The organism is Nanchangia anserum (genome assembly GCF_015240065.1).
GTDB lineage: Bacteria > Actinomycetota > Actinomycetes > Actinomycetales > Actinomycetaceae > Nanchangia > Nanchangia anserum.
Genome location: NZ_CP060506.1, coordinates 1019253 through 1045431, shown reverse-complemented (window position 1 = coordinate 1045431; position 26179 = coordinate 1019253). Strand labels below are relative to the sequence as shown.

The 26179-nt window shown below is 64.6% G+C and carries 25 protein-coding genes, 2 tRNA genes and 3 pseudogenes; 23 read left to right on the top strand and 7 right to left on the bottom strand.

All coding sequences use genetic code 11. The features are described 5' to 3' along the window. Positions 1-64 precede the first annotated feature (64 nt). Positions 65-1048 (top strand): glutamine-hydrolyzing GMP synthase, encoded by a 984-nt coding sequence (gene guaA / locus H8R18_RS04825; RefSeq protein WP_191070968.1) that lies wholly within the window; start codon positions 65-67, stop codon positions 1046-1048. A 16-nt stretch (positions 1049-1064) separates the two neighbouring features. On the opposite strand, the gene H8R18_RS04820 is transcribed toward guaA, so the two are convergent. Beyond that, complete coding sequence (locus H8R18_RS04820; protein ID WP_191070967.1) at positions 1065-1631, bottom strand: GNAT family N-acetyltransferase; 567 nt, start codon at positions 1629-1631, stop codon at positions 1065-1067. A 110-nt stretch (positions 1632-1741) separates the two neighbouring features. Beyond that, complete coding sequence (locus H8R18_RS04815) at positions 1742-3100, bottom strand: MFS transporter (RefSeq protein WP_223875084.1); 1359 nt, start codon at positions 3098-3100, stop codon at positions 1742-1744. A 223-nt stretch (positions 3101-3323) separates the two neighbouring features. Between H8R18_RS04815 and gtfA the strand changes: the two genes are divergently transcribed. After that, positions 3324-4790, top strand: a complete 1467-nt coding sequence (gtfA, locus tag H8R18_RS04810; protein ID WP_227712756.1) for a sucrose phosphorylase — start codon at positions 3324-3326, stop codon at positions 4788-4790. 8 nt (positions 4791-4798) lie between these two features. On the opposite strand, the gene H8R18_RS04805 is transcribed toward gtfA, so the two are convergent. Next, positions 4799-5821: a LacI family DNA-binding transcriptional regulator gene (locus H8R18_RS04805; protein WP_191070965.1), complete on the bottom strand. Its 1023-nt coding sequence runs from the start codon at positions 5819-5821 to the stop codon at positions 4799-4801. Positions 5822-5935: 114 nt separating this feature from the next. Here H8R18_RS04805 and H8R18_RS04800 point away from each other — a divergent pair, with 114 nt between their 5' ends. The 3 genes from H8R18_RS04800 to H8R18_RS09225 all read left to right on the top strand — a co-directional run bounded on the left by H8R18_RS04800 (position 5936) and on the right by H8R18_RS09225 (position 7734). Then, positions 5936-6316, top strand: coding sequence for a VOC family protein (locus H8R18_RS04800; RefSeq protein ID WP_191070964.1), 381 nt, complete (start codon positions 5936-5938; stop codon positions 6314-6316). Between the two features lie 63 nt (positions 6317-6379). After that, a complete protein-coding gene (locus H8R18_RS04795) occupies positions 6380-7312 on the top strand; it encodes an MFS transporter (protein WP_227712755.1) in 933 nt (310 codons plus the stop codon). A gap of 140 nt (positions 7313-7452) precedes the next feature. Next, positions 7453-7734: a hypothetical protein gene (locus H8R18_RS09225; protein WP_227712754.1), complete on the top strand. Its 282-nt coding sequence runs from the start codon at positions 7453-7455 to the stop codon at positions 7732-7734. Between the two features lie 29 nt (positions 7735-7763). Here H8R18_RS09225 and H8R18_RS04790 read toward each other — a convergent pair. Then, positions 7764-7834 (bottom strand) — tRNA-Gly (locus H8R18_RS04790). A 66-nt stretch (positions 7835-7900) separates the two neighbouring features. Here H8R18_RS04790 and H8R18_RS04785 point away from each other — a divergent pair. The 10 genes and pseudogenes from H8R18_RS04785 (at position 7901) to H8R18_RS04745 (ending at position 16614) form a co-directional block, all read left to right on the top strand. Next, positions 7901-7974: transfer RNA gene (locus tag H8R18_RS04785), tRNA-Pro, on the top strand. 124 nt (positions 7975-8098) lie between these two features. Beyond that, positions 8099-9545: pseudogene (locus H8R18_RS04780) on the top strand (SLC13 family permease). A 9-nt stretch (positions 9546-9554) separates the two neighbouring features. After that, positions 9555-11528, top strand: a complete 1974-nt coding sequence (locus H8R18_RS04775; RefSeq protein ID WP_191070961.1) for a sensor histidine kinase — start codon at positions 9555-9557, stop codon at positions 11526-11528. A 4-nt stretch (positions 11529-11532) separates the two neighbouring features. Then, a complete protein-coding gene (locus H8R18_RS04770; protein ID WP_191070960.1) occupies positions 11533-12012 on the top strand; it encodes a response regulator in 480 nt (159 codons plus the stop codon). 111 nt (positions 12013-12123) lie between these two features. Next, positions 12124-12339, top strand: a pseudogene (locus H8R18_RS09960) (trigger factor family protein); the annotation flags it as partial. Positions 12340-12385: 46 nt separating this feature from the next. Then, positions 12386-13474 (top strand): trigger factor, encoded by a 1089-nt coding sequence (tig, locus tag H8R18_RS04765; RefSeq protein ID WP_265087362.1) that lies wholly within the window; start codon positions 12386-12388, stop codon positions 13472-13474. A 129-nt stretch (positions 13475-13603) separates the two neighbouring features. Next, positions 13604-14242, top strand: a complete 639-nt coding sequence (locus H8R18_RS04760) for an ATP-dependent Clp protease proteolytic subunit (protein ID WP_191070958.1) — start codon at positions 13604-13606, stop codon at positions 14240-14242. Positions 14243-14250: 8 nt separating this feature from the next. Further along, positions 14251-14872, top strand: a pseudogene (locus H8R18_RS04755) (ATP-dependent Clp protease proteolytic subunit). A 130-nt stretch (positions 14873-15002) separates the two neighbouring features. Next, positions 15003-16253 (top strand): ATP-dependent Clp protease ATP-binding subunit ClpX, encoded by a 1251-nt coding sequence (gene clpX / locus H8R18_RS04750; RefSeq protein ID WP_191070957.1) that lies wholly within the window; start codon positions 15003-15005, stop codon positions 16251-16253. Between the two features lie 7 nt (positions 16254-16260). Further along, positions 16261-16614, top strand: coding sequence for a chorismate mutase (locus tag H8R18_RS04745; RefSeq protein ID WP_191070956.1), 354 nt, complete (start codon positions 16261-16263; stop codon positions 16612-16614). Here H8R18_RS04745 and H8R18_RS04740 read toward each other — a convergent pair. Then, a complete protein-coding gene (locus tag H8R18_RS04740) occupies positions 16597-17430 on the bottom strand; it encodes an HAD-IIB family hydrolase (protein ID WP_191070955.1) in 834 nt (277 codons plus the stop codon). The genes H8R18_RS04745 and H8R18_RS04740 overlap by 18 nt on opposite strands. Positions 17431-17468: 38 nt before the next feature. On the opposite strand from H8R18_RS04740, the gene H8R18_RS04735 reads away from it, so the two are divergent. Both H8R18_RS04735 and H8R18_RS04730 read left to right on the top strand, forming a co-directional pair. Next, positions 17469-18404 carry an AEC family transporter gene (locus tag H8R18_RS04735; protein WP_194189166.1) on the top strand — a complete coding sequence of 312 codons (936 nt, stop codon included), beginning with the start codon at positions 17469-17471 and terminating at the stop codon, positions 18402-18404. Positions 18405-18433: 29 nt separating this feature from the next. Beyond that, entirely contained in the window at positions 18434-19192 is a 759-nt protein-coding gene (locus tag H8R18_RS04730) for an HAD-IIB family hydrolase (RefSeq protein WP_191070953.1), read from the top strand. Here the strand turns inward: H8R18_RS04730 and H8R18_RS04725 are convergent. Next, on the bottom strand, positions 19169-20008 hold the full coding sequence (locus tag H8R18_RS04725; RefSeq protein WP_191070952.1) for a TrmH family RNA methyltransferase: 840 nt from the start codon (positions 20006-20008) through the stop codon (positions 19169-19171). The two genes, H8R18_RS04730 and H8R18_RS04725, sit on opposite strands and share 24 nt — an antisense overlap. A 136-nt stretch (positions 20009-20144) precedes the next feature. On the opposite strand from H8R18_RS04725, the gene H8R18_RS04720 reads away from it, so the two are divergent. Next, positions 20145-20699, top strand: coding sequence for a hypothetical protein (locus tag H8R18_RS04720; protein WP_191070951.1), 555 nt, complete (start codon positions 20145-20147; stop codon positions 20697-20699). A gap of 24 nt (positions 20700-20723) precedes the next feature. Beyond that, complete coding sequence (locus tag H8R18_RS04715; RefSeq protein WP_191070950.1) at positions 20724-21782, top strand: quinone-dependent dihydroorotate dehydrogenase; 1059 nt, start codon at positions 20724-20726, stop codon at positions 21780-21782. Here the strand turns inward: H8R18_RS04715 and H8R18_RS04710 are convergent. After that, a complete protein-coding gene (locus H8R18_RS04710; RefSeq protein WP_191070949.1) occupies positions 21763-22356 on the bottom strand; it encodes a DUF3043 domain-containing protein in 594 nt (197 codons plus the stop codon). The genes H8R18_RS04715 and H8R18_RS04710 overlap by 20 nt on opposite strands. Positions 22357-22411: 55 nt before the next feature. Here H8R18_RS04710 and H8R18_RS04705 point away from each other — a divergent pair, with 55 nt between their 5' ends. The 4 genes from H8R18_RS04705 (at position 22412) to H8R18_RS04690 (ending at position 26143) form a co-directional block, all read left to right on the top strand. Then, complete coding sequence (locus H8R18_RS04705) at positions 22412-23770, top strand: M20/M25/M40 family metallo-hydrolase (protein WP_191070948.1); 1359 nt, start codon at positions 22412-22414, stop codon at positions 23768-23770. Beyond that, the gene (locus tag H8R18_RS04700; protein ID WP_191070947.1) at positions 23770-24651 is read left to right on the top strand and encodes a hypothetical protein; all 882 of its coding nucleotides are present in this window, start codon (positions 23770-23772) and stop codon (positions 24649-24651) included. Before H8R18_RS04705 ends, H8R18_RS04700 begins: the two co-directional genes overlap by 1 nt. A gap of 80 nt (positions 24652-24731) precedes the next feature. Then, complete coding sequence (locus H8R18_RS04695) at positions 24732-25085, top strand: HesB/IscA family protein (RefSeq protein WP_191070946.1); 354 nt, start codon at positions 24732-24734, stop codon at positions 25083-25085. A gap of 119 nt (positions 25086-25204) precedes the next feature. Then, positions 25205-26143: an FKBP-type peptidyl-prolyl cis-trans isomerase gene (locus H8R18_RS04690; protein WP_191070945.1), complete on the top strand. Its 939-nt coding sequence runs from the start codon at positions 25205-25207 to the stop codon at positions 26141-26143. Positions 26144-26179: the final 36 nt, after the last annotated feature.

The window sequence follows — 26179 nt, the reverse complement described above, 5'->3', positions numbered from 1 at the left end:
GCGAGGACGTCGATGAGATCGCTAGGCTGGGGCATGGAGAACTACCGAGACCAAGGGGACCACCATGGAACGCCCATCACTACGTACCCGCACAGGGTTTGACGGCTCACTCATCGAGTACGCGGACCATCTCGTCGATGCCGTACGCACCCAGGTCGGTCAGGGGCAAGCGCTGTGTGCGCTCTCGGGCGGCGTCGACTCCTCGGTGTGTGCCGCACTCGTGCACCGAGCGATCGGCGAGCAGCTCACGTGCGTGTTCGTCGACCACGGCCTCATGCGGGCGGGGGAGCCCGAAATGGTGGCCGAACTGTTCGGCAAGCACTTCGGCATGAACCTCATCAGCGTCGACGCAGCCGACCGGTTCTTCGCCAAGCTCGAGGGCGTCGACGATCCCGAACACAAGCGCAAGATCATTGGCGAAGAGTTTATCCGCGTATTCGAAGAAGAAAAGGCCAAGCTCGGAAAGCTCGATTACCTCGTTCAGGGCACGATTTACCCCGACATCGTGGAATCCGATTCGGACAAGGGCGTCGTCAAGAGCCATCACAACGTCGGCGGGCTCCCCGAAGACGTTGACTTTGAGCTATGCGAACCCGTGAAGTACCTGTACAAGGACGAGGTCCGCAAAATTGGTGAGTACCTGGGGCTGCCCCACGAGCTCGTGTGGCGCCAGCCGTTCCCCGGCCCGGGCTTGGGTGTGCGCGTCGTCGGTGCGCTCACGCGCGATCGCGTGCGTATGGTGCGCGAGGCCGATGCGATCTTCCGCGAGGAGATCGCGGCCGCCGGCAAGGAATCCGAGATCTGGCAGTATTTCGCTGTCAATCCGGGGTGCCGCTCGGTGGGTGTCAGCGACGGACGCCGCACCTACGGCGATGCCATCGTCTTGCGTGCCATCTGCTCGACCGATGCCATGAGCGCCGATGTCGCCGACCTCGATATTGCCTTCCTCTCCCGCGTGAGCACGCGGATTGCGACCGAGGTCGCGGGCGTTAACCGCGTCATGTACGACACGACGCCGAAGCCGCCCTCAACGATTGAGTGGGAGTAGGCGCGAGCAGGTAACGCTAACCGCCAGGGGTGTACATCGCCGCCATATCGCGGTGTTCGATGCCTGCGTCGAGGTACGTGTCGCGATGTTCGACGAGTGCGAAGCCGGTGCGCCTGTAGAAGCCAATGGCGTAGACCTGGGCTGATAACTCAAGCATCAGCGCCCCGGGCCCTCGCCAACGCCGGGCGGCCTCGCGCAGGCACCCGGCGACCAACGCTGCTCCGAGGCCCAGGCCGCGCTTATCGTGGCGCACCGCCAGGCGGCCCACGTGGATCGAGGTTGCCGCCGTGGAACCGGGCAGTTCGGTGCCGGTGGGAAAGCCGTCGGCACTGAACTGGGGCAGGTGCAGGGCGGCGAGGTCTGCGGCCACCGTCGCCTCTGGCGGTGTCAGGCGACCGACAGCGACGACGTCGTCTCCGAGCTCACCGATGAGGTGCACGGTTTGCGGATCGAAGTCGGTATCGTCGATCTCGAGGTCGAGGGGAACGCTCTGTTCGTTGACAAATACCTCGCGGCGCAACGCAAACGCGGCGAGCATGTCGTCAGCGGTATCTACGGGGCGCACGTGTAGCGATGTCGTCATTGGTTCACGATAACGGCACGCGCGCGCTGGCGACGCGAGGACTGGCCGCAGGCGGACAGACGGACGCCGCCCGGCTCCAGGAGGGGTGCCGGGCGGCGTTGTCGAGTGGGTTAGGCGGTGCGGGTGTCGACGAGGTCGGGTGCGCCGTCTTTCTTGACGTTGATCCACTGCATGAGCACTGCGGCAACGAACAGGCAGCCGGCGGCGAGCCTGAGTGCGTTACCGGGGCTGGACGAGAGGACGTGGGAGTAGACCCAGCCGAAGCTCAGGGTCTGAATGAGCATAGGAATGACGATCATCATGTTGATGATGCCCATGTACACGCCGTAGCGCTCCTTCGGGATCATGCGCACGGCCATGATGTAGGGCACGCCCATGATGGAGGCCCACGCGATACCCAGGCCGACGATCGGCACGAGCAGCATCTCTTTATTCGGCATCATCGGGAACGCCGCCAGGCCGAGTGCCGCCAGGATGAGACACACCGAGTGGACGTAGCGCGGCCCGATCTTCTTCGCCAACGCAACGAGGCCGAAGGCGCAGCAGAAGGTCACGATGTTGTAGGTGCCGTTGATGACGCCGGTCCACGCCACGGCCTCCTGGTAGGCCTGAGAATGCGGATCGTGGGTGCCCCACGCCGTATCCGCCGCGGCCAGAGTGACGTACTGCCAGTAGATGTTCATGGCGTACCACTGGAAGAGGTAGACGAGGGAAAGCTTGCGCAGGCCCACCGGCATCTCGCGAATGGCGGCGCCGATCTCGCTGACCGACGACAAGAAGCCCTTAGACTCACTACGCAACAGCTCGAGCTCGGCCGGAGTCGGCGGGATTTCCTTGGTCGAGAGCACGGTTACGAGGACCGACGCGATGGAGCAGACAGCCCCGAGCATGAACGAGCCGAAGACCCAGTAGGGAATCCCCGCTGCGGTGCCGCCGGTGATGATCTTCTGGAACACGAAGAGCGACAGGTTCGCCAGGGTGATGCCCAAGCCGGTAAAGAAAGACTGGGTGAGGAATCCGCGTGCGAGCTGCGAATCCGGCAGCTTGTCGGCGATGAAGGCGCGGAACGGTTCCATGGCCGTGTTGTTCGACGCATCCAGCAGCCACAGCAGCAACACCGCCATCCACACGGCGCTGACGAAGGGGAACAGGAACAGGCAGATCGAGCAGCCGACGGCTCCCAGGAGGAAGTACGGCTTGCGTCGACCCCAGCGGTCGGACCACGTGCGATCCGACAGCGCCCCGATGAGCGGCTGGATCAGCAGGCCGGTGACAGGCCCCGCAAGGTTAAGGATGGGCAGCGATTCGGGCGAGGCCCCGAGGAACTGGTAAATGGGGTTGACCGCGGTTTGCTGCATCCCGAAGGAATACTGAATGCCGAAGAACCCGAAGTTCATCAGCATGATTTGCGTCGTGCTCATCAGGGGCTTGCGGGGGACGGAACCCGCTGCCGCGCGTGAGCTAGTCATAGCGCCTCCTGTGTGTGCTCGTCTTTGGGCCATCTCGGATGGTTCGCCCCAACCGTACGGGTGTGAGGAGCTATCTCGGCGCCGTCACGGGATAAGTGCACTGAATTAACGCAGTAGAAGGTTAACGACAGTGGTTAACCGGCGTTAACGGCGTGTGGTCGCGAACCGTGGGATAGCGTAAAGAGGTCAGCGGATGACGATTACGGATCAAAGGAGCTCGCGGGTGGCCTCATCATCATTCACGTTTACTCCGGCCCAGCTGGGCGGTGGTCGGGATAAGACCCAGCTCATTGCCTACGCCGATCGATTCGGCGGCTCGCTGGCCGAGTTGTCGCAGCTGTTGCGCGACGACCTCGACGGTGTCTTCGATGGGGTTCACATCCTGCCGTTCTTCACGCCGTTTGACGGCGCCGACGCAGGCTTTGATCCCGCCGATCACACTCAGGTGGATGAGCGGCTGGGTTCCTGGAGAGACGTCAAAGAACTCTCGCGCACGCATCACGTCATGGCCGACATGATCGTCAATCACGTTTCGCACACGAATCCGGCATTCCGCGACGTCGTCGAGAACGGCGAGGACTCCGAGTACGCCGACATGTTCTTGACGTTTTCGGCGGTGTTTCCCGACGGGGCCAGCGAAGAGGAGCTGGCGACGATCTACCGCCCACGCCCGGGCATGCCGTTCACTCACTACCGGTGGGGCGATAAGACCCGACTGGTGTGGACGACGTTCACGCCGCAGCAGATCGACATCAACGTCGCGACTGGTGCGGGCCGGCAGTATTTGGAGAACGTCCTTGATGCACTCGCCTCGGGCGGCGTGACTCAGGTGCGTCTCGACGCCGTCGGCTACGCCGTCAAGACCCCGGGAACGTCGTCGTTCATGACGCCGCAGACGTACGAGTTCATCGATTCGTTGGCCGAGCGTGCGCGTGAACGCGGCATGAGCGTGCTGGTGGAGATTCACTCGCACTACGAAAATCAGGTTGAGGTCGCCAAGCGCGTCGATCAGGTCTACGACTTCGCCCTGCCGCCGCTGCTGCTGCACGCGATCCATTCGGATGACATCGCGCCGCTGACGAAGTGGCTAGAGCTGCGTCCGCTCAACGCGGTGACCGTGCTCGACACCCATGACGGTATCGGCATCGTCGATATCGGCGGCGACGGCGCTAAGCCGGGGCTCGTCACCGACGAGCAGCTGTCCGCCCTCGTCGAGTCGATTCACGATGCCTCCGACGGTGCCTCGCGCAAGGCGACGGGGTGGGCGGCGTCGAACGTCGACATTTACCAGGTCAACTGCACGTTCGTCGATGCGTGTGGCAGCTCGAAGGCGTATGCGTTGGCGCGTGCCGTCCAGGTGTTTACCCCCGGGGTTGCCCAGGTGTATTACGCGGGGCTGCTGGGCGCCCACTGCGACCTCGAACTGCTGGAGCGCACGGGCGTTGGCCGTGACATCAACCGGCCCTACTTCACTGCCGAGCAGGTGCGCGCGCGCCTGCGCGATGAACTGGTGGCCGACCAGGTCGAGCTGCTGCGGTTGCGGCGCACGCATCCCGCTTTTGACGGCTCGTGCACGATCACCGCTGATCCCGAGGCGGCGAGTCTCGCTATTGAGTGGCGCCAGGGTGAGGATGTGTGCACCCTCACCGCTAACTTTGCGGAAAAGAGCTACGCGATCAGCCATTCATAAGGACCCGACTATGCGCCACGCGGCGCGATGGAGTCGCGTTCGACGAGGTCACAGCGGAAATGCATGGGCCACGTCACGCCCTCCATCGCGTCGGGGTCGCGTAGGTACCGCAAGGCCCACCGCGTCATCTGGCGGTGGGGGAGCTGCATGGTCGTCAGCCCCGGGTCGAGGTTGGCCGAGATGAGCAGCAGATTGTCGAAGCCGATGACCGACAGATCGGTGGGGATGCGGACGCGGGCACGTCGCGCCGCCCGGTAGAGGCCGGCGGCGATCCCGTCGTTGAAGCAGAAGATTCCCGTCGGACGCTCGGGTAGGGCGAGCATGGCGGCAGCGGCGGCGTCGCATGTGCCGGGGTGAGGGCGCGTGCCCATGACGACGCCGGCGGATTGGGGCAGGCCGGCGTCGCGCAGGGCCCGACGGAATCCTTGCAAGCGCAGGGGAGCGGCGTAGCGCGATTCGGCGTCGTTGAGAAAACCGAGACGATGGTGGCCTGCCTCGATGAGGGCGCGGGTGGCATCGTAGGCCCCCTGGACCTCGTTGGGGACAACGGCGGGCACGGCGGTGTCGGGGCTGTAGCCGTTGACGATGATCGTTGGCCGCTCGAGCGCGCGGGGCAGGCGGACGGCGCGGTGCTTCATGCACACGATGGCGATGTAGTCGACCTTGCGCGCTTTGAGATTGGCAACGGCCAGGGCTTCGGAACGCGGATCGCCGTTGGATGTTGTGATGACGAGACCGGCGTCTTCGGCGGCGACGCTTTGGGCCGCCTCTGCCAGCAGATCGACAGCATAGGGCTTCGTCACCACGGTGTCCGTGATGAATCCATACGTCGCGTTACGGCGATGATCGGCGCCACGCGCGGTGTCGTGGTGGCGAGCGACGTACCCGAGATCGGCAGCGGCCTGGCGGATACGTTGCGCCGTCGCCTCGGAAACGCGCCCGCGCGAGTGTCCGGACAATACGAGGGAGGCGGAAGCGACGGAGACGTCGGCCAGGGCGGCGACGTCTTTGAGGCGCGGGGTCGTGTCCATATGGCCAGTATGCCGCGTCGCCTTGTGCTCGTGTGTGACGTGCTCCATCGCGGCGCTAGTGTGGCGGGCTTAGGAACAGTATCTTGGCATGTCGGTCTCTTGTATGTTGAGAACATGAGGATCGAACACGTTGCGGTGTATGTGACTGACCTCGAGCGGGCACGAGACTTCTTTGAAGTCTTTTTCGAGGGGCAGGCAGGTGATAGGTATGTCAACCAGCGCACCGGTTTCTCGTCGTACTTTATATCGTTTTCGGACGGTACTCGTCTTGAATTGATGAACCGAGCTGATCGCACGCTGGCTGTAAGGGAGCAGCAGGTGGGCTACCATCATCTCGCTTTTAGTTGTGGCTCCAAACAGGCAGTCGACGATAAAACTCGAGAACTCGTCGAGGCCGGTTATCGCCTTATCAGTGGGCCGCGGACGACGGGAGATGGCTACTACGAATCGGTCATTCGCGACAGCGAAGGCAACCACATCGAGATCACCGTCTGACATCAACATGACATTGTGCGTGGTCTGAGGCACCCAGCTCTTGCGCATCGCGAGGAGACAGTGATGAGCTCGCGGAAATCCGGTATTTTCGTCGCGGCAGCTGTCATTACGCTTGAACTGATTGGCGGCATCCAGAGCTACCTCAATCAGCTGATTTTGCCTATTTTGGCGAAGGAGTTGGGTGCGCAGCACCTCTATGGCGCGATCTTGGGCGTTTCGTCTACTGCGGCTACCACTGGTTTGCCGATAGGGGCGACCCTCCTTGGCAGGTTGCGGCTATCGAAGCTTTTGCTGGGTGCCACCTTCTTTCTGGTGCTCGGGTCGCTGACGAGTGCGCTTGCCCCAAATGTTGGTGTTTTTATCGTCGGGTCAGCATTGCGGGGCTTGGCAGGCTCGATTCTTGCCATGACATCGATTGGCGCAGTAGCGCTTGGACTGTCTGGGCGAGCGCGACAACTGACTCTCGCCTTCGCTTCGGCGAGCTGGGTGATCGCCTCGGTGGTGGGTCCAACCTACGCTGCTTGGGTCACTCATCTCATGTCGTGGAGATGGGCTATGGTGCTATATCTTCCCTTCCTAGTGGTTGCTCGACTTGCGGTGGCTGTTAATATCGTGTCGGAAGACGGCACGGGAAAAGGAACCATCTCGTATAAGGCACTCATTCTGATCGTCCTCGGTGTGACGGCTACCGTGCTGCCGGTGACCGGGATGGCGAAAGTAATCTTGCTTTGTGGCGGCGTCGCGCTTTTGGGGCGCGTTGTCGTTTTGCTCTTGCCTGCGCAGACGTTCTCGCGCAGATCGCCGCGAAGAGCTGCGTTGGCGGGCATGTTTTTCTTAACGGGAAGCTACTTTGCCGCTAATGAGCTGGTTGGTTTGACCGCGCATGATATTTATGGTGCTCATGCTGAATCGCTCGGCTATATCCTGACAGGAGGCGGCCTCGCCTGGGCGATTCTCGGCGTGGTGTGCGGATATCGCCTGCACGAAGTCCGCTGATCTACCGGGTGAGATCGACGATCGGCACGGTCCTGCTCATAGTCACGTCCTTTGCCATGAGTGCCATGAGCGTCTCGGAATCCCGAGTCGGCGTGCCCGTGTTGTGGTGTGCGCTGTTGTGGACAGTTGCTGGAGTAGGTATGGGACTCACGTATCTCGACACGCTCAACGTGTTCTTTGACGACCCGGATGAGCCTGATGGGATTGCGATCGAAGAAATGGCCAGCTCCTCAGTGATCGTTGAGTCGCTATCTTCGACGATGTTCGTCCCGCTGACCTCGTCGATCGCGGCCGTGGCGTTCGTAAATGGCCGGCTGGCTTCCGCTGTCCCTTACGGCATATCGTGGTCAATCGTCGCTGGGTTGGCTTGCGCGGCTTTGTATTACCTGAGACGTGTGTGGCCCGCGGCCGCTTTCCTGTGACGAGATCGTGCAAACAACTGAACAAGCGGAGCGAGTGACGGGAATCGAACCCGCATTATCAGCTTGGAAGGCTGAAGTCCTACCATTGAACGACACTCGCGGCAGCACCGGTTGGCGGCGCTCGACCAGCATAGCGTATCCTGCTTGCTGGTCGCCAACGCGGCGACGGGGCGTGGCGCAGTTTGGTAGCGCACCCGCTTTGGGAGCGGGGGGTCGCAGGTTCAAATCCTGTCGCCCCGACTGAGTTGATCGCGAATGGCAGTCGATAAACGGTTTCGGGACTTTTGTCCTTCGTTTGCCCGCGCGTAGCGGGCCTCGTCGATACGATGATGACCAACGACATCGACCGACAAAGAGGTATCCGATGGCCCAGTCATCACGTGTCGCATCCCCGGCCCGCAAAGCTCGCGTGCGCGGCAAACGACCCCAACAACACCAGACAAAACTCCAGATCGTCGGCCAGATTCTGGCGGTCATCGGCTTTATCATTCCGTTCTTTATCGACATCCCCGGACTGGGCGAGCCGGGGGAGCGGATGCTCTCGATCTTCATCGCCGCCATCATCCTGTGGGTCACCGAAGCGATCCCGCGTGGCCACGGCCGTCTTCGTCATCTTGGCGGAGATCCTTCTCGTCTCCGATAAGGCGCTGCTGCCCGTCGCCAAGGATGCCCCGGCCTACCAAGACTTCTTTTCCGCGTTGGCCAACCCCGTCGTCATGCTGTTCCTCGGCGGCTTCCTCATCGCCGATGGTGCCGCCAAATACGGGCTTGACCGGGGCATCGCCGCCGTATTTCTCAAGCCGTTTAAGGGTTCGCCGCGCGCGACGGTGCTCGGCATCATGCTCGTGACCGGTGTCTTGTCGATGTTCATGTCGAACACGGCGACGACGGCGACAATGTTCGCCGTCCTTACACCCGTCATTGCCTCGCTGCCACCCGGCAAGGCTCGCACCGGTGTGGCTCTATCTATCCCCGTCGCCGCCAATATCGGCGGCATCGGCACGCCCGTGGGAACCCCGCCCAACGCCATCGCTCTGGCGGCGCTGAGTCAACGTGGCATCGACGTGTCCTTCTTTGACTGGACGCTGGCCGCCACGCCGTACATGCTCATCATGCTGTTCCTGGCGTGGGCACTCATCGCCTTCACGATGATCCCGAAGGACGCAGTCATCGAGGTCGGGCTCGACGCCCACTTCGGCACGTCCAAGAACGAGATCATCTTCTACGTCACGGCCGGCGCCACGATCTTGCTGTGGATGACCGAGGTCTTCCACGGGGTGTCGTCCTACATCGTCGGGTTCGTGCCGGTCGTCGTTCTGCTCGGTGCCTCCGTCATGACGGGCAAGGATTTGAAGGCGCTCGACTGGCCCGTGTTGTGGCTCGTCGGCGGCGGTATCGCCCTGGGCGACGGCGTGGGCGCGACGGGGTTGGACAAGTGGCTGGTCGGGTCGATCGACTGGGCGAGCCTGCCCGGCGTCGCGCTCTTCCTCGGGCTGGCGCTGTTCGCCCTCGCCCTGTCAAACGTCATCTCGAACTCGGCCACGGCGAACCTGCTGGTTCCGTTGGGGCTGTCGCTGGCGACGGGATCGCTGGCCGATTCCGCGGTCCAGATCGGCGTCGTCTTGGCGATCGCGTGTTCGCTGGCCATGTGCCTGCCGATTTCGACCCCGCCCAATGCCATTGCCTACTCCTCGGGCGAAGTTACGACGAAGTCGATGGCGATCAACGGCCTCATCGTTGGCGGCGTGGGCGTGCTGGTGCTCGTCTTCCTCATTCCCGCCTATTGGTCCCTCATCGGCTTCATCGGATAGGACAGCGCCGTGGCATCACAGATTCAGCCGTCCGCGTCGGCGGGGATTCCGCGCCTCATCGTCCCCGTCATTGGCGAATTGTCGGCCCTTGACGAAGCGCGCGCCCACGTTGGGGCCATCATCGATTTTCTCGAGCTGCCCGATTTTCCCGACGTCGAGGCAGCGCTCGCTGGCTTGCCGCCCATCGGGCGCGAGGCCCATACCTATATTCCCGCGTGTATCGTCACCTCCTCGGTGGGCAACATCGACGATGCCATTGATCGGTTGGCCGCCTCGGAACAATTTGCCGAGGCACGCTTCATCCTCGTCACCACCCGCGAGAGCCACGACGACCTGGCTCGTTCGCTGGATGCCGGGCAGATGCTGTCGGTCATGACCGATCCCGTGACGACGCAGGTGCTCGGGCGCCAGCTCGCACGCCGCCTCGTGCGGTGGGCCACGTATCGCCACCCGGACGATCCGTGGTCGCCCGAGCTCGATCAGCGTGCCCACCACCTGCTGACCCACGGCGCGGTCGAATTCTCGCGCCAGCTCGAGATGACGTCGGCCCAGCTTGCCGCGCACCTGCTCTCGGTCATTGAGGAGGAGCTGGGACCGCGTCCGCGCCTGGAGCTTCCCGCAGGGGTTCACCTGACCCGGCAGGGCTGGCCCGTGCACGGCGTGTTCCTTGTCCTGTCGGGTTCGGTCGCGCTGCACCAATCCTCGTCTGAGGGCGCCGATGTGCTGTTGCACCACGCGTCCTCGGGGCCGCTCATCGGACTGAACTCGTTCACGCGGCGCTCGCTGGCGTCGTTTACGGCGAAGACGACGACGCCCGTGCAGGCCGTGCGCATCACGATGGAGCAGCTCGAGCGCGTCATGGCGAAGCAGCCCGGCATCGCCTCGCTGCTGGCGATGGTGTCGATGCGGGCGCTGTCGGACCGGCTCGTGCGTGCCGAGCAGCTGCACATCGAAAAGGAACGCCTAGCCGATCAGCTAGAAATCGAGCACGAGACGACGGCGAGGGCCACGGCCGAGGAGCTCAAGGCCGCGCGCAGTGAACTTGAGGAAGCGGCCCAGTTCGCCATGCTCGGCCAGATGGCGGCGGGTATCGCGCACGAGCTGAACAATCCCATCGCCGCGATCACCCGCTCGGCCGACCACCTGGCCACCGATACGGCGGCCCTGGTCAGCGCCCTACCGGCGCTCGAGGCGGGGCGCAGCGTGCTGGACGCGGCACGTGAGGGGGAGTGGCTGGCCCCGCGCGAACAGCGTCGCCTCACTCGCGACCTCGCCCAGACCATCGGGGATCGCCGTGTGGCAGCGCAGCTTGTTCAGATGGGAATCACCGACGTTGCCGCAGCACAGGCGCTGGTGCGTCGGGGCGACGATTTCGCCCCGCTACAGTCGCTGCACCAGATCGGCTCATCTATCCGTGACATTGAGCTAGCCGCGCGGCGCATCACCGGTCTCGTCCAGTCGCTGCGCTCCTATTCGCGCTCCGGGGACTATCTCGTCCACGACGTCGACATCCACGAGGGAATCGAGGACACGCTGCGCCTTGCCGGCCCCCAGCTGGCGGGCGTGACGATAACGCGCCACTATGCCCCCGACCTGCCACCGATCACGTGCTACCCCTCGCGGTTGGAACAGGTGTGGACCAACGTCGTCATCAACGCCGCCGAAGCCATGGCTGAGGTGACCGATTACCCGGAAATCGCCATCACGACTGCCCGGCGCGGCAACGACCACATCCGCATTCGCTTTGAGGACAACGGTCCGGGGATTGCCGAGGACCTGCTCGAACGGATCTTCTTGCCACGCTTCACCACCAAACAGGGCACGGTCCACTACGGCCTGGGAATGGGGCTGGGGATTTGCCGCCAGATTATTGACGCCCACGACGGGTCCATCAAGGCGTCCAACGGCGCGCACGGGGCCTGCATGACCATCACGCTGCCAATCGCGGGGCCTGCCCCCGAGGCAGCACCGATTGAGGAGTAACACCATGAATCTTGCCGTCATCATTTTGGAAGACGAACCCGAAGTCCGCCACGCCCTGCTGCGAGACCTCGATCCGTTCGCGTCGCTGATCCGCATCGAGCCGGCCGAGGACGTTGACGACGCGTGGGACGTCGTCGAGGAGGTTGATGCGGATGGCGACGTCGTCGCCGTCGTCATGGCCGATCACCGCATGCCGGGAAAGACCGGGGTCGACTTCCTCGTCGAGATGCAAGACGACGAACGCACCGTCGACGCGCGCACGGTCCTCGTCACCGGTCAGGCGGATCTGGCCGACACGATTCGCGCGCTCAACGAGGCGAGCCTCGACCACTACATCACCAAGCCGTGGGATCCCGAGGACCTGCGCTCTACGCTACGCGATCAGCTCACGGAATACGTGCTGCGCACCGATCTCGAGCCGCTGCGCTACCTCAAGGTGCTCGACTCCCAGCGCGTCCTTGACCACATGCGCGGGGCAGACTAGGGGGGAAGAATTGTCTGAGGGCCGTCAACGTCACTAGGATGGGGCGCGGATTGTGCCCACACTCGTGGGGCTCCCATCGGGAGTGAGAGACCAACGTTTGGAGCGAACTGCATGAAGAGCAGCGTGGAGACCCTGGAAGCCACCAAGGTCAAGATCTCGGTTGAGGTTCCCTACGACGAACTGAAGCCGGCCCTCGACTCGGTGTACAAAGACCTGAGCGACCAGGTCAACGTTCCCGGGTTCCGCCGTGGCCACGTGCCCGCGCAGATCATCGACCAGCGGATCGGTCGCGGCTATGTCATCGAGCAGGCCGTCAATCAGAACCTGCAGGACTACTACGCGCAGGCGATCACCGAGAACGACCTCGACGCCGATGGGCGCCCCCGAGGTCGACGTCACCGACCTGCCCAACGTCGAGGGCAAGCGCGAGGGCGACCTCAAGTTCACGGTCGAGGTCGAGGTCCTACCGACCCTCGAGATCCCCTCCTTCGAGGGCGTGGCCATCGAGGTCGCTCCGGTCGAGGTAACCGACGCCCAGGTGGATGACGAGATCACGGCCCTGCGTCAGCGCTTCGGCACCCTGAAGGCCGTCGAGCGCGCCGCCCAGGACGGCGACTTCACGTCGATCGACCTGAAGGCCGAGATCGACGGCGACGAGATCGATTCGATGTCGGGCGTGTCCTATGAAATTGGCTCGGGCACCCTGCTCGAGGGCATCGACGAGGCGCTGACCGGTCTCGAGGTCGGTCAGGATGCGACGTTCACCTCGCAGATGCGCGGTGGCGAGCATGCCGGCGAGGACGCAACCGTGACGGTGAGCCTGAAGGCCGTGAAGGAACGCGAGCTGCCCGAGCTCGACGACGACTTCGTCCAGATGGCGTCCGAGTGGGACACCGTTGACGAGCTCAAGGAATCGGTGCGCGGCGACGTCGCGAAGTCGATGGTGTCCGAGCAGGCTGTCGAGGCACGCGACAAGGTCCTCGATCACCTGCGCGAGGCCGTTGAGGTGCCCCTGCCCGCCGGCGTGTTGGCCGACGCGCTGAAGAATCGCGTCGCCGAGGACGCCTCCGACGAGGACAAGAAGCAGGCCGAGGACGAGCTGCGTGCTGGCCTGCGTGACCAGATCCTCCTCGACAACGTCGTGCGCGCCCGTGGCGTTGAGATCGACCAGAAGGAACTGTTCGACAACATCCTCGCGATGACCCAGTCCTATGGCATCGACCCCATGCAGCTGCTGGGCGATCGCAACCAGGTGGCGATGATCCACGACGAAATGGCCCGGTCGAAGGCCGTCGGCGAGCTGCTGAAGGAAGCCGATATTCGCGACACCGAGGGCAACGAGATCGACATGTCCGTCGTCTTTGGCTCCTCCGCGCAGGATGCCGAGGCGAACGCGGCGGCGGCCGCCGAAGCCGCGGCCGAGGCCCAGGACGAAGCCGACGAGGAGAACTCGGAAAACTGACGAGGTGAGGAGTGGCGGGGCGCCCGGTGCCCCGCCACTCACGCCAACAGCGAAACCACGCCGCCCCGCTCCATTCGGGGCGGCGTGCTGCGTTAAGTTGGGTGGGAATCACATAGGAGGACAAAGCTCGTGACGACTCAGGTACCGCAGTCCCATGGCGAGGAGGCCCGCCCTAGCGCCTTCTCGGACGGGGTATTCACCAAGCTCATGAAGGAACGCATCATCTGGCTCGGTGAGGACGTGCGCGACGACAACGCGAATCGCATCTGCGCCCAGATGATGCTGCTGGCTGCCGAGGACCCGAAGGCGCCCATCTACCTCTACATCAACTCGCCCGGTGGTTCCGTGACGGCGGGCATGGCGATCTACGACACGATGCAGTACATCGAGCCCGAGGTCGTCACTGTCGCCATGGGGATGGCCGCCTCGATGGGGCAGCTGCTGCTGACAGCCGGTGCGCCCGGCAAGCGATACGCGACCCCGCACACGCGCATTCTCATGCACCAGCCCTCGGGCGGTGTCGGAGGCACGGCCTCGGACATCCGCATCAACGCCGACCTCATCTTGCAGATGAAGCGCGAGCTGGCGGGCATCAACGCCGAACGCACGGGCAAGACCGTCGACCAGATCAACGCCGACTCGGACCGCGACCACTGGTTTACGGCGGAAGAGGCGCTCGAATACGGCTTCATTGACCACATTGTCTCCTCCGCTGCCTCCGTCTCGGGCGGCGGTTCGGCGTCGGCAAGCTCGAAGGAGGACGCGTGAACCCTCAGATGATCTCCGGTCCCACCCCGACCTCGCGCTACGTGTTGCCGCAGTTTGAGGAGCGCACGAGCTACGGGTATCGCCGGCAGGACCCCTACGGGAAGCTGTTCGAAGACCGCATCATCTTCCTCGGCGTGCAGGTCGACGATTCCTCGGCCGACGACGTCATGGCACAGCTGTTGGTGCTCGAGGCCCAGGACCCCGACGCCATGATCACGATGTACATCAACTCGCCGGGTGGGTCGTTCACGGCCATGACGGCGATCTACGACACGATGCAGTACATCAAGCCGCAGATCCAGACGGTGTGTCTCGGACAGGCCGCCGTCGGCCGCGGCCGTGCTGCTCGCCGCGGGTGCGCCGGGGCGCCGCCTCGCACTACCGAACGCGCGCGTCCTCATTCACCAACCGGCGATGGAGGGCATGCGTGGGCAGGCCTCGGACATCGAGATCGTCGCCGCCGAGATCGACCGGATGCGCGGATGGCTCGAGAACACCCTGGCCGCGCACTCGAACCGCGACGTCGAGCAGGTGCGCCGTGACATCGAGCGCGACAAGATCCTGACGGCTGCGGATGCCCTCGACTATGGGCTCGTCGATCAGGTGCTGCAGCCGCGTAAGGCCGACTAGGCGGCGATAATATGTGCTCGCGCGGGCCGGTGCTTTTGCCGGCCCGCGCGAGTGTCATGTCGCAAGGTTGCCAGCGGGACTCTAGGGTGGAAAGGACGACGCGGAAAGAGAGGCGCACGTGGCCCCGACCATGCCTGACAACATCGAGTTGCTGACCTGTTCGTTTTGCGGCAAGTCGCAAAAGCAGGTGCGCAAGCTCATTGCCGGACCCGGCGTGTATATCTGCGATGAGTGCATCACGCTGTGCCAGGAGATCATGGAGGAGGAGCTGAGCGCGGCGGCGAGCTCGCAGCTGACGCGCCTGCCGACTCCGCGTGAGATCACGGATTTCCTCGACCAGTACGTCATCGGCCAAGACCGCGCCAAGAAGTCGCTGGCCGTCGCCGTCTACAACCACTACAAGCGCGTGCGCGCCAAAGGCCGCGGCGACGACGTCGACATGGCGATGACGAAGTCGAACATCTTGCTGCTCGGCCCCACGGGGACGGGGAAGACCCATCTGGCGCGCTCGCTCGCCAAGCTTCTTGACGTCCCCTTCTGCATCGTCGATGCCACGGCGCTGACCGAGGCCGGTTACGTCGGCGAAGACGTCGAGAACATCTTGCTGCGCCTCATTCAGGCTGCGGACAACGACGTCGAGAAGGCTCAGCACGGCATCATCTACATCGACGAGATCGACAAGGTTGCGCGCAAGGGCGAGAACGCCTCGATCACGCGCGATGTCTCGGGTGAAGGCGTCCAGCAGGCGCTGCTGAAGATCATCGAGGGGACACAGGCCTCGGTGCCGCCGCAGGGCGGACGCAAGCACCCGCACCAGGACTTTATCGAGATCGACACCTCGGGCATCCTCTTCATCGCGGCAGGGGCATTTGCCGGAATTGAGGAGATCGTCAAGGCGCGCCTGGGGCAGCGCTCGACGGGCTTCGGTTCGGACCTGAAGAGCGCGAAGGAGCACGGGGACCTGTACGCGAAGGTCACCGCAGACGACCTGCACAAATTCGGCCTCATCCCTGAGTTCATCGGGCGGCTGCCGGTGCTCACGACCGTGACGGCATTGGACGAGGACGCACTGGTCCGAGTCCTCACTGAGCCGAAGAACGCGCTGATTAAGCAGTACCAGTATCTGTTCTCGCTCGACGGGGTCGATCTGACATTCACCCCCGATGCGATTGCCGCGCTGGCCCATCTCGCGCAAGAGCGGGGGACGGGTGCACGTGCGCTGTCCACGCTCATGGAAGACGTCCTCAAAGACACGATGTACGAGGTGCCCTCGCGCCCGAACGTGCGCGCGGTCACGATCACGGCCGACGTGGTCAACCGCGAGGCCGAGCCGACCATGCTCGAGTCGGTGAGCGACACCGGCGAGCGCCAATCGGCCTAGGAGAGCCATGAGTCCGCACGATCGCCCCCTCCGCGAACCCGCCGACATCCCCGCCGAGCTGGCTCAGGCCCGGCGGACGATCGACAATATCGACGCCGCCCTCGTCCATCTCCTCGCCGAGCGCTTCGCCTGCACGAAGCGCGTGGGCGTGTTGAAGGCCGAGAAGAACCTACCTCCGGCCGATCCCGAGCGCGAAGCGCGCCAGATCACGCGGCTGCGTGGCCTGGCCGACGATTCGGGGCTGGACCCCGTGTTTGCCGAGAAGTTTCTGCGTTTCATTGTCGACGAAGTCATTCGCCACCATGAGGCCATCGCCGTCGAGGTTCGCGGCGACGAGGCGAACTCAGGCGAGACCAAGTAGACGCTGAAGCACCTGAATGACTCCCGCCTCGGTGTTCGCCGGTGCCTCGTAGGCGGCTGCCGCTCGAACGTCGGGGTGTGCGTTGGCCATGGCGAATGACCACGGGGTGAGCGTCATGAGCGACATGTCGTTGAGGAAATCGCCAAACGTCACGATGTCCTCGGCTGCGATGCCCAGCGACTCGGCGAGTTCCAGGCTCGCCCGGCCCTTTGAGGCGACAGTGGGCATGATGTCGAGCCAGTTCTGGCCCGAGACAATGAACTCTGCGCACTCAGCGATCTCGCCCAGCTGGGCTACCCGTGCCGAGGCGTCGACGGCATCGTAGATGGCGATTTTGACAACCTGATCTTCGATCTCGAGCAGGTCCTCAACGGTGCGCAACCGGTGATAGTAGCGGGATGCCTCGCGGGTGATGTCCTCTCGCGAATCCTCGATATAGGCCGAGGCCACGCCGCACACGATGATGCCGACGCGCGGGATGCCGGCGAGCGTGCGAGCGCGCTGAACGACGTCGCGCCACACGCCGTCGGGCAGCGTGGTTGTTGCCCGCGCCCGGCCAGCATGCGAGATGATCGTCCCGTTTTCGGCCACAAAGCTATCGAGGTCGGGAAACATGTCGGTAAGCGTCGCCAGCTGTCGTCCAGATGCCGGGGCGAAAACGATGCCACGCTCGGCCAGCTCCCGCGCGATATCGGCAAAACCGTCGGGGATACGGCCCTCGCCATCCAACAGGGTGCCGTCCATGTCGGCGACGACGAGGCGCATTGTCGGCAGGGCGGGCAAGGTGGACCAGGATCGGGAACGGGAAGCGGTCATGTGTCCTACCGTAGCGGGCTGCGGCATATTCTGGCCGCATGGATCAGGCAGCACAGGGCGTCAGCGTCATCGCGCTCCTCATGGTGTGCGGATTCGTTCTTCAACGCACTCGTGCTCTCCCCGCCAACTCCGTCGCCGCGTTGACGGCCGTCGTGTACTGGGCGACGACCCCCGCTCTGCTCTTTCATCAGCTGGCGACGGCGAACGTGCGCGAGCCCTGTCCGGCCCGCTCCTCGCTCCTCGTCGCCGCCGCCTCGGGCACCGCGACGGCGCTGCTGTGTGCGCTGGCGATGGGAATCGCGCGGTGCGGGCGCGAGGACATCGTGCTGGGGACGATGGCGGGATCGGTGACGAACGCCGTCCATATCGGCCTGCCGATCGCCATCTACGTGCTCGGTCGGGGCGAGGCCGTCGCGCCCATCGTTATCTTTCAGCTGGCATTTCTTACTCCGCTGTTTTTCACCCTGGCCGAGTGGGTCGGGCAGGCGAGGCCGTTTTCTCTGACGTCATTTGTGCACACTCTCGTGACCAACCCCATGGTCATTGCGATGGTTGCCGGGGTCGCTGTGGGACTCAGCGGCATCGCGTTGCCCGGCCTCATCGAGAAATCGACGAATATGCTCGGCCAAGCTGCACCGCCGCTCGTCCTCATCGCTTTCGGCGCGTCGTTAGTTGGCAATCGCCTGCACATCGAGGCTCGTGACGCCCGCGCAATCACGATCTCGGTGCTGGCAAAACTTGTCCTGCACCCACTGTTGGCCTACGCGATCGCCGTGCTCATCGGTCTCAGTCACGCCCAGGTATTCCAGGTGTGTGTTATGGCGGCACTGCCGTCGGCACAAAACGCCTTCATTGCCGCTCAACGCAGCCGTTCCGGTCTCGACGTCGCGCGCGCGGTGGTGGCGCTAACGTCGGTAGCCTCGCTCGGCGTCGTGCTCGTCATTGCGTGGCTCATGCACGCTCCGGCTTCATAGACTGGTCACAGCTGTTAGGAAGGAACCGGATGTTACCCGCGCTTGTCGCTTTCGATCTCGACGATACCCTCACCGCCTCGAAGGCGACCATTGACCCCGAGATGGCCGCCCTCTTCGCCGACCTCGCCGAGCGCACCCAGGTGGCCATCATCTCTGGCGGAATGCTTAGCCAGTTCCAGCGCCAGGTTCTCGATCACGTGAGTCTGAGCGAGCGCGCTCGCGAACACCTGCACCTGCTGCCGACGTGCGGGACTCGCTACGTGCGCTGGCGCGGCGACAGATGGCAGGAACTGCGGGCGGTGAGCCTTACTCCCGACCAGGTGGAGGCGGCGTGCGCCGCGATCGAGCGGCGGGCACGCGAGCAGGGCATATGGGAGGACGAGACGTGGGGACCGGCCATCGAAAATCGCGGTTCACAGATCACGTATTCGGCACTTGGACAGTCCGCCCCCGGTGAGCGCAAGGCGGCCTGGGACCCCGATGGAGGCAAACGGGCCCGGCTGGCGCGAGCCGTCGGTGCCGATCTGCCCGAATTGTCGGTGCGCTCGGGCGGGGCGACGTCGGTCGATATTACGCTGGCGGGAATCGACAAGGCCTACGGGATGCGTCACCTCCTGGCCGACGCGGGCCTTGATCCCGACGATGTCGTCTTCTTCGGGGATCGGCTGGATCCCGATGGCAACGACTATCCCGTCTTATCCACGGGGGTCACCTGCCGCGAGGTCACCAATCCCGCAGATACGGCAGCGCAGCTGCGCGCGCTGTTAGGAGTTGCGGGGTCGCAGTGACCAGAACGTCACGGCCGCCGCGGCAGCGACGTTGAGGGAATCGACGCCGCCGGCCATGGGAATGCGCACGACGTAATCGGCGGACGACGTCGTGCGCGCGGGCAGTCCGTCGCCCTCGGTGCCAAGGATCACGGCCAGACGCGACCTCGGGTCGCGAACGACGTCGAGGCGCTCTGCCTCGTCGAGCGATAGCGAGTTCTCGGACAGCGCCAGTGCCATCGTCGTAAACCGCTCGCGAGCGAGCACCTCGGTCGCGGGCCACGAGTCCAGGCGTGTCCACGGCACTTGAAAGACCGTCCCCATCGAGACGCGCACGGCGCGTCGATAGAGGGGGTCGGCACAGCGAGGCGTGCATACGATCGCATCGATTCCCAGCGCTGCGGCCGAGCGGAAGGCCGCCCCGACGTTCGTGTGATCGACGAGGTCTTCGAGAACACAGATGCGATGGGCATCGCGCACAAGCTCGCTGAGATCGGGCAGCGGCGGGCGGTGCATGGCGGCGAGCGCGCCGCGATGCACGCGGAAGCCCGTGAGCTGGCGCACGGCGTCTTCGCTGCCGACGAAAATGGGCACGTCCCCGCCCGTCGGATCGCCGAGCGTACGGGTGAGCAGGGGAGCGGCGTCGTCGAGCCAGCGCGGCGTCAGCAGCATCGAGCGCGGTCGCATGCCGGCTTCGAGGGCACGCGTGATGACGGTGAACGATTCGGCCATGAACAGGCCTTCGCGCGGCTCGATAACCCGGCGTAGGGCGACGTCGGTGAGGTCGCGGTAATCGGTGAGACGGGGATCATCGAGGCAAGATAGCTCCACAAGCACGCCCCGATTGTGTCACGTGTCCCCATGAGGGAATAACGGGATCCTCATCCGGGGAGCCCGAGTGCCGCGACGCGAGCACAACGATGTGTGAGCGAAGCTGGGAATGACCACGCGAGAACGAGTTCAAGGACATGCCATGACGACACAGCTGACGGGGACGCCCGCGAAGACCCTCTATGGGCCGGCGGGGTGGACGCGTGCCATCGGAGCCGCCTCCCTCTTGCTTCCGGGCCGAATCGAGGCCACCCCCTCGTTCGCGCGCTTCGACCATCTGCAGGCCGACCACGCGCGTATCCTGCTGGATCGCATGCCGCACGCGGCGTTGGCAGATAGACAAAACGAGGCGCCCAGCGTCGGTCATCTGCTCAAGGCTGCGATTGCTCACCCGGACGAAATCGAGCTGGCCGGTTATCTCATCGGTCCCACTCGTGCCGATGAGCGCATCAGCCTCGACATGATGGCCATGCGCTCGCCGTGGAGTCACTTTGCCCGCACAGGCGACAGCGAAATCGACAGCTTCGCAAAAATGCCGGATTTCTGGCTGAATCTGCCCTATCACTGCACCCGCTCGCAGTTGTGGAGTCGCGTCGTTGAGTATTTGGATCTTGGCGAGTGCGGCGAACCAGACGAGATCGAGTTCTTTACCCCGCTCACCGGCACGCTCGGTGGCTGGTGGATGTGGTGGGACTAGCTAGCGTCCTTCTAAAGTGGAGGCATGATCTATCGCGTTGCCTTCGATGCCGTCATCTCCAAGCTTGACCCCGAGCAGTGCCACGAGGCCGCAATCGCAGCGATGGATATCGCCGGGCGGATCCCCGGGGTGCCCCGGCTCGTGCGGGGATTTTACGGGCGTGGCATCGCGACGCAGCGCGGCGCGGAGGCCGTTGCTCACTCGCCGGCACTGGCTCGTCACTTCGCCCGTCCCGTTCCATCAGCGCTGGGTGTAGCCGCGGGGCTCGACAAGGACGCTCGCGCGGTGAGTATCTTGTCGGCCCTGGGGTTTGGCTTCGTCGAAGTCGGCACGGTGACGCCGAAGCCGCAACCCGGCAACGAGCGCCCCAGGTTGTGGCGACTCCTCGACGAGAGGGGCATCCGCAACCAGATGGGGTTCAACAACGACGGTGCCGAGGCGATGCGTGAGCGTTTGCGGAAGCTGCGTTCCACCCCGGCCGGGCGTCGACTTATCATCGGGGTCAATATCGGCAAGAACAAGACGACGCCGGCCGCCAATGCCGTGGCCGACTACGTCACCTGCGCGCGCACGCTCGCCCGCTACGCCGACTACCTCGTCGTTAACGTTTCGTCGCCGAATACCCCGGGTCTGCGTGACCTACAGGCCGTCGATCAGCTGCGTCCCATTCTCACCGCGACGCTTGAGGCCGCACGCGAGGCCGCCGGGCGGTGTATTCCCGTGCTCGTCAAGATCGCGCCGGACCTCGCCGATGACGACATCGCCGCCGTCGCCGCGCTCGTGCGCGAGGCAGGCCTGGCCGGGGTCGTCGCAACGAACACGACGATCGCCCACGACTTCGGTTCCGGCGGCGTGTCGGGGCCGCGCCTGCGTCAGCGGGCCCTCGATGTCGTCGCGGCGCTGCGCGACCGGCTCGGGGACGACTACGTCATCATCGGCTGTGGCGGCATCTCAGATAGAGAATCGGCCCAGGCGCTCATGGATGCCGGGGCCGACCTCGTCGAAGAACTCACCGCTTTTATCTACGCCGGCCCGTCACAGCCGGCCCAGATCGCGCGCGGACTTACTTCTCGCCGCGCTTGACCATGGGAACGGGCTGGCGCAGCCGGCGCGGGGTCGTCATCCGATAGGCGACGTAGCGACCGTTGCCGCGTTTGACCGACTTGTCGCCACCGGAGCGGGAAACCAGGTGGGCGTTGACTCGACGCGTCGTGATGACCCATTCGAGGAAGCACGCGATGAAGACGATATAGAACGCGTACATGGGGATCATGCGGGCAACCGTCGGCGCACTCGACCACGCATAGGGCAGCACAAACATCGCGATGATGATGAGCAGGAACAGCGGCATGACGAATTCGGAGAGCGACCAGCGCGCATCGATGAAGTTCCGAATATATTTGCGATGATCGCCGCGATCGTTGACCGGCAGGTAGCGTTCGTCGCCGTGACCCTCGAGTGCGGCGCGCTGACGAGCGTACGCGACTTCGCGCTGGCGGCGACGACGCTCTTTGCTTTCCTTCTTTGAGCCGACCAGAGGGCGCTGGTTGCGCTTCTCGGCGTCGCGACGTTTCGGAGTGGGGCGGCCCTTGCCGACCGGCGTCGTCGATGCGGCGGGTTCGGGGGCCTCGTCGGTACTCTTCCAGGGCAACTTCACCCCGCCAGGGTAACAGGTGAGACGCCCTCGCCGGCCCCGGGCGTAAGCTGGCGACATGGTCAGCATCAACACGATCCGCGAGCGCGCGGAGCAGCTTTTCCCGTCCCTCACCGATGACCTCGCGTCCCTCGTCGCGATTCCGTCGGTGTCTTCTGCCGCCGATCAGGCTCCGGTACAGCGTTCGGCTGAGCACGTGCGCGACCGCTTCGCCTCGCTCGGTTTGGATGTGAGCATCCGCCGAGCCGCGTGCCCAGATGGCTCTGACGGGCGGCCCGCTGTCATCGGGCTGCGCCACGTCAGCGATGACGCGCCCACCGTCCTGCTCTACGCCCACCACGACGTTCAGCCTGCCGGTGATCCGCAGCGGTGGGATACCGATCCCTTCACGCCCACCATTCGCGACGGGCGCATGTACGGGCGAGGCAGCGCCGATGACGGTGCGGGCATCGTCGTGCACCTGGGGGCGTTGAGCGTGCTCGGGGACGACCTGCCCGTCAATGTCGTCGTCTACATCGAGGGTGAGGAAGAGGTCGGGTCGCCGTCGTTCACCGCGTTCATCGATACCTACCGCGACGTGTTGAAGGCTGATCGGATCATCGTGTGTGATGCCGACAACTGGCGCGTCGGTGAGCCGGCCGTGACCTCGACGCTGCGCGGCGTCGTCAGCGCCGACGTCACCGTGTCGGTGCTTAAGACAGCTCAGCACTCGGGTGCTTTCGGCGGCCCGATCCTCGACGCCGTGACGCTTGCATCGCGGTTGATCGCCACCCTGCATGACGAGCGCGGTGACGTCGCCGTGGCGGGCCTGCCCGGTGTCGACACCGCCGACGTCGATTACCCCGAGGACCTGTTCCGTGCGGACGCCGGGCTGCTTGATGGCGTCGAGCTGGCGGGCACCGGCGACATCGCTGCCAGGTTGTGGACGAAGCCGGCACTCGCCGTCATCGGGTGGGACCAGCGAAGCCTCGCCGATGCGGCCAACGCAATTGCGCCCGCGACGACGTTCCGCCTGTCGCTGCGCACGCCGCCCGGATCGGATTCGCGCGCGTGCTTCGAGGCGCTGAGGACCCACCTGGTTGAGCACGCCCCGTTCGGCGCCCACGTCGAGGTCAGCCTCAATGAGGCCGGACCGTCGTTTGAAGCCGAACACACGCAGGCCGTCGATGATCTGCGCGCCTCGCTGAAGGATGCCTGGGGTGTCGAGCCGGTGACGATTGGGTGCGGCGGATCGATTCCGTTCATCGCCGATTTTAAAGCGGCTTTCCCCGAGGCCGACGTGTTGGTGACGGGCGTCGAGGACCCGAACACGCAGGCGCATTCCGAAAACGAGTCCATGCACCTGGGCGACCTCAAGGCGGCAATCATCGCGGAGGCGGCGCTGCTGGCCCGCACGGGCGCGGCGTTGGACGCGTAGTGCGCGTCCTCATCACCGCTGAGGCCACCTCGGCCGCAGATGGGGGAGCACGCGCGCACTCGCTCGCGAGCGGTTGGGCACAGGTGGCGCCCGAGGACGACATTCGTGCGAATGCGCTCGGGCGCGCCGCGTGCGATTTCCCCGGCGACCGGCCGATCGTGCGCATTGACGAGACGTGGGAGGACGACAACGACGTCCCGGACACTACCGGGTGCGCGATTGTTCTCGGTGACGTGGCTGCGAGCGTCGATTTTGCCGCCCGGTGGCGCCGGCTACGCGACCGGTGTGGCGGCTGGTCCGGCGTTCGCGAGTGGTTGACCCGTCCCGGCGCACAGGTCTTTGCCGCGAGCCCGGCTCCGCTGCTCGGAGCCGACTCGGTGTTGGCCACCCTCGCGCTCACCGATCCGGCTGCTGCCGAGACACAGCGGAGAGCCCTCACGGAGTTGAGCGATGATATCGAGCGAGACCAGGGGCGACGTAACCTCCTTGCCGAGCGCTCCCGCGGGCGAGGACGCGGCACGGGGGCCGGATTCGGCATTGGCGAGTTGGCGCATCTGCTGGGCGTTGACGTGCATGACAGTCTCGCCTACAGCCTCCGGCTACTAGAGGAGCGGGGTGGGTGGGACGACGTCGACCTGCACGTTCACGTCGGCGCGAACCTCAACACGTGGGATCTGCCCGACTCCGTCGTTGCCGCCCTCGCACGCCGCGCCGGTGCCCACGCCGTGCCCGTCGTCGCGGTGGGGCGCGAAATCACCATCGGTGCCCGCGAGCGCGGCAGCTGGGGAATCGACGGCACTCTCGAGAGCGACGACACCCCGGAGGCGCTGGGCGCCGCCGGTGTCCGCCTCGGGCGAACATGGTCGATCGGTCGGCGCTAGCGTTTGGCACACGTTGTGGCGGCTCGTAGGCTGAACATGTCTAGCCGGGGCAAACCGGTGAGAGCGAAATAGGAGACACGATGACTGATACGACGCAGGTTGCTCCCACCCACGAGGTGCTCCTGACCGATGCCGCTGCCGAGAAGGCGAAGGCGCTGCTGGCTCAAGAAGGCCGCGACGACCTCATGCTGCGCATCGCCGTCCAGCCCGGTGGCTGCTCGGGGCTGATCTACCAACTGTTCTTCGACGAGCGCGTCCTCGACGGCGACGCTCGCCGAGACTTTGACGGGATCACCGTTGTCGTCGACAAGATGAGCGCTCCCTACCTGGCCGGGGCGACGATCGACTATTACGACACGATCGAACGCCAGGGCTTCACCATCGATAACCCGAATGCCCAGGGATCGTGCGCCTGCGGCCAATCGTTCCACTAAAGACCCCGTTCACGCGCGCCAGGCAGGTCGAGTTCCTGCTTGGCGCGCGCGTATGCGGAACCCGTAGTGTAGGAGCGACACTGACCGCCCGTATGGGACTGATCTAAGGAGTCGCTTTCGTGAAGTGGAGCCGTCTGGCGGCCGCAGCCGCCGCCCTCGCCCTGGCCGTGCCCGGTTTGACCGGATGCTCGAACAGTGATGAGGGTGCCGAGAAGACCGCACAGTTCCCGGCCGTCACCGGCGAGCGCGAGCACCCGACCATCGAGAAGGGCGCCGGCACACCGTCGACGACGACGATCTCGCGCGTTCTCACGAAAGGCACGGGAGCCGAGGTCAAGAAGAGTGACACCGTGTGCGTTGACTACATCGGTCAAACGTGGCAGGGCACGGTGTTCGACCAGTCCTACAACGCAACCGAAGGTCCGCGCGTCTTCAGCTTGAATCAGGTCGTGCCCGGGTGGCAGAAGGGCCTGGCCGGCAAGCACGTGGGCGATCGCGTCCAGATCGTCATTCCGCCCGAGGACGGCTACGGCGAGCAGGGGCAGGGAGACCTCATCCCTGCCAACGCGACCCTCGTCTTTGTCGTCGATATCATCGGCGCGATCGACGTCACCGACACCTCCGCGTTGACGAAGGCGAAGCCCAACGACAAGGCCGATATTCCCGCCTGGCTGAAGGTGGGCGGCAAGCTCGGCCAGAAGCCGACGATCACCGTCGGTGATAACCCGGAGATTCCGACCGAGCAGAAGGTCATCATCCTCGCCGAAGGCACCGGAGAGACGATCGAAGCTGACGACTACGTGGCCGCGCACATGAGCGTCGTCCCGCTCGGTGACGGCGAGGGGCAAGCTGCCCAGTCGACGTGGGACATGAAATCTATGCAGGTGACCAATGGCCCCGTCGGCCAGTCACCCGTCTACACCGGAATGAAGATCGGTACCCGCGCCATCATCCTCACCCCCGGCGGCCAGTCGTCGGACGGGCAGAAAGTGCCCGCGGCCGTCTACGTCATCGATTACGGCGCGAAGATGACGGCGACGCGAGGTGGCTCGAAATAACACCTCGGACACGCGCGTGAGCGGCCGGCCCCATAT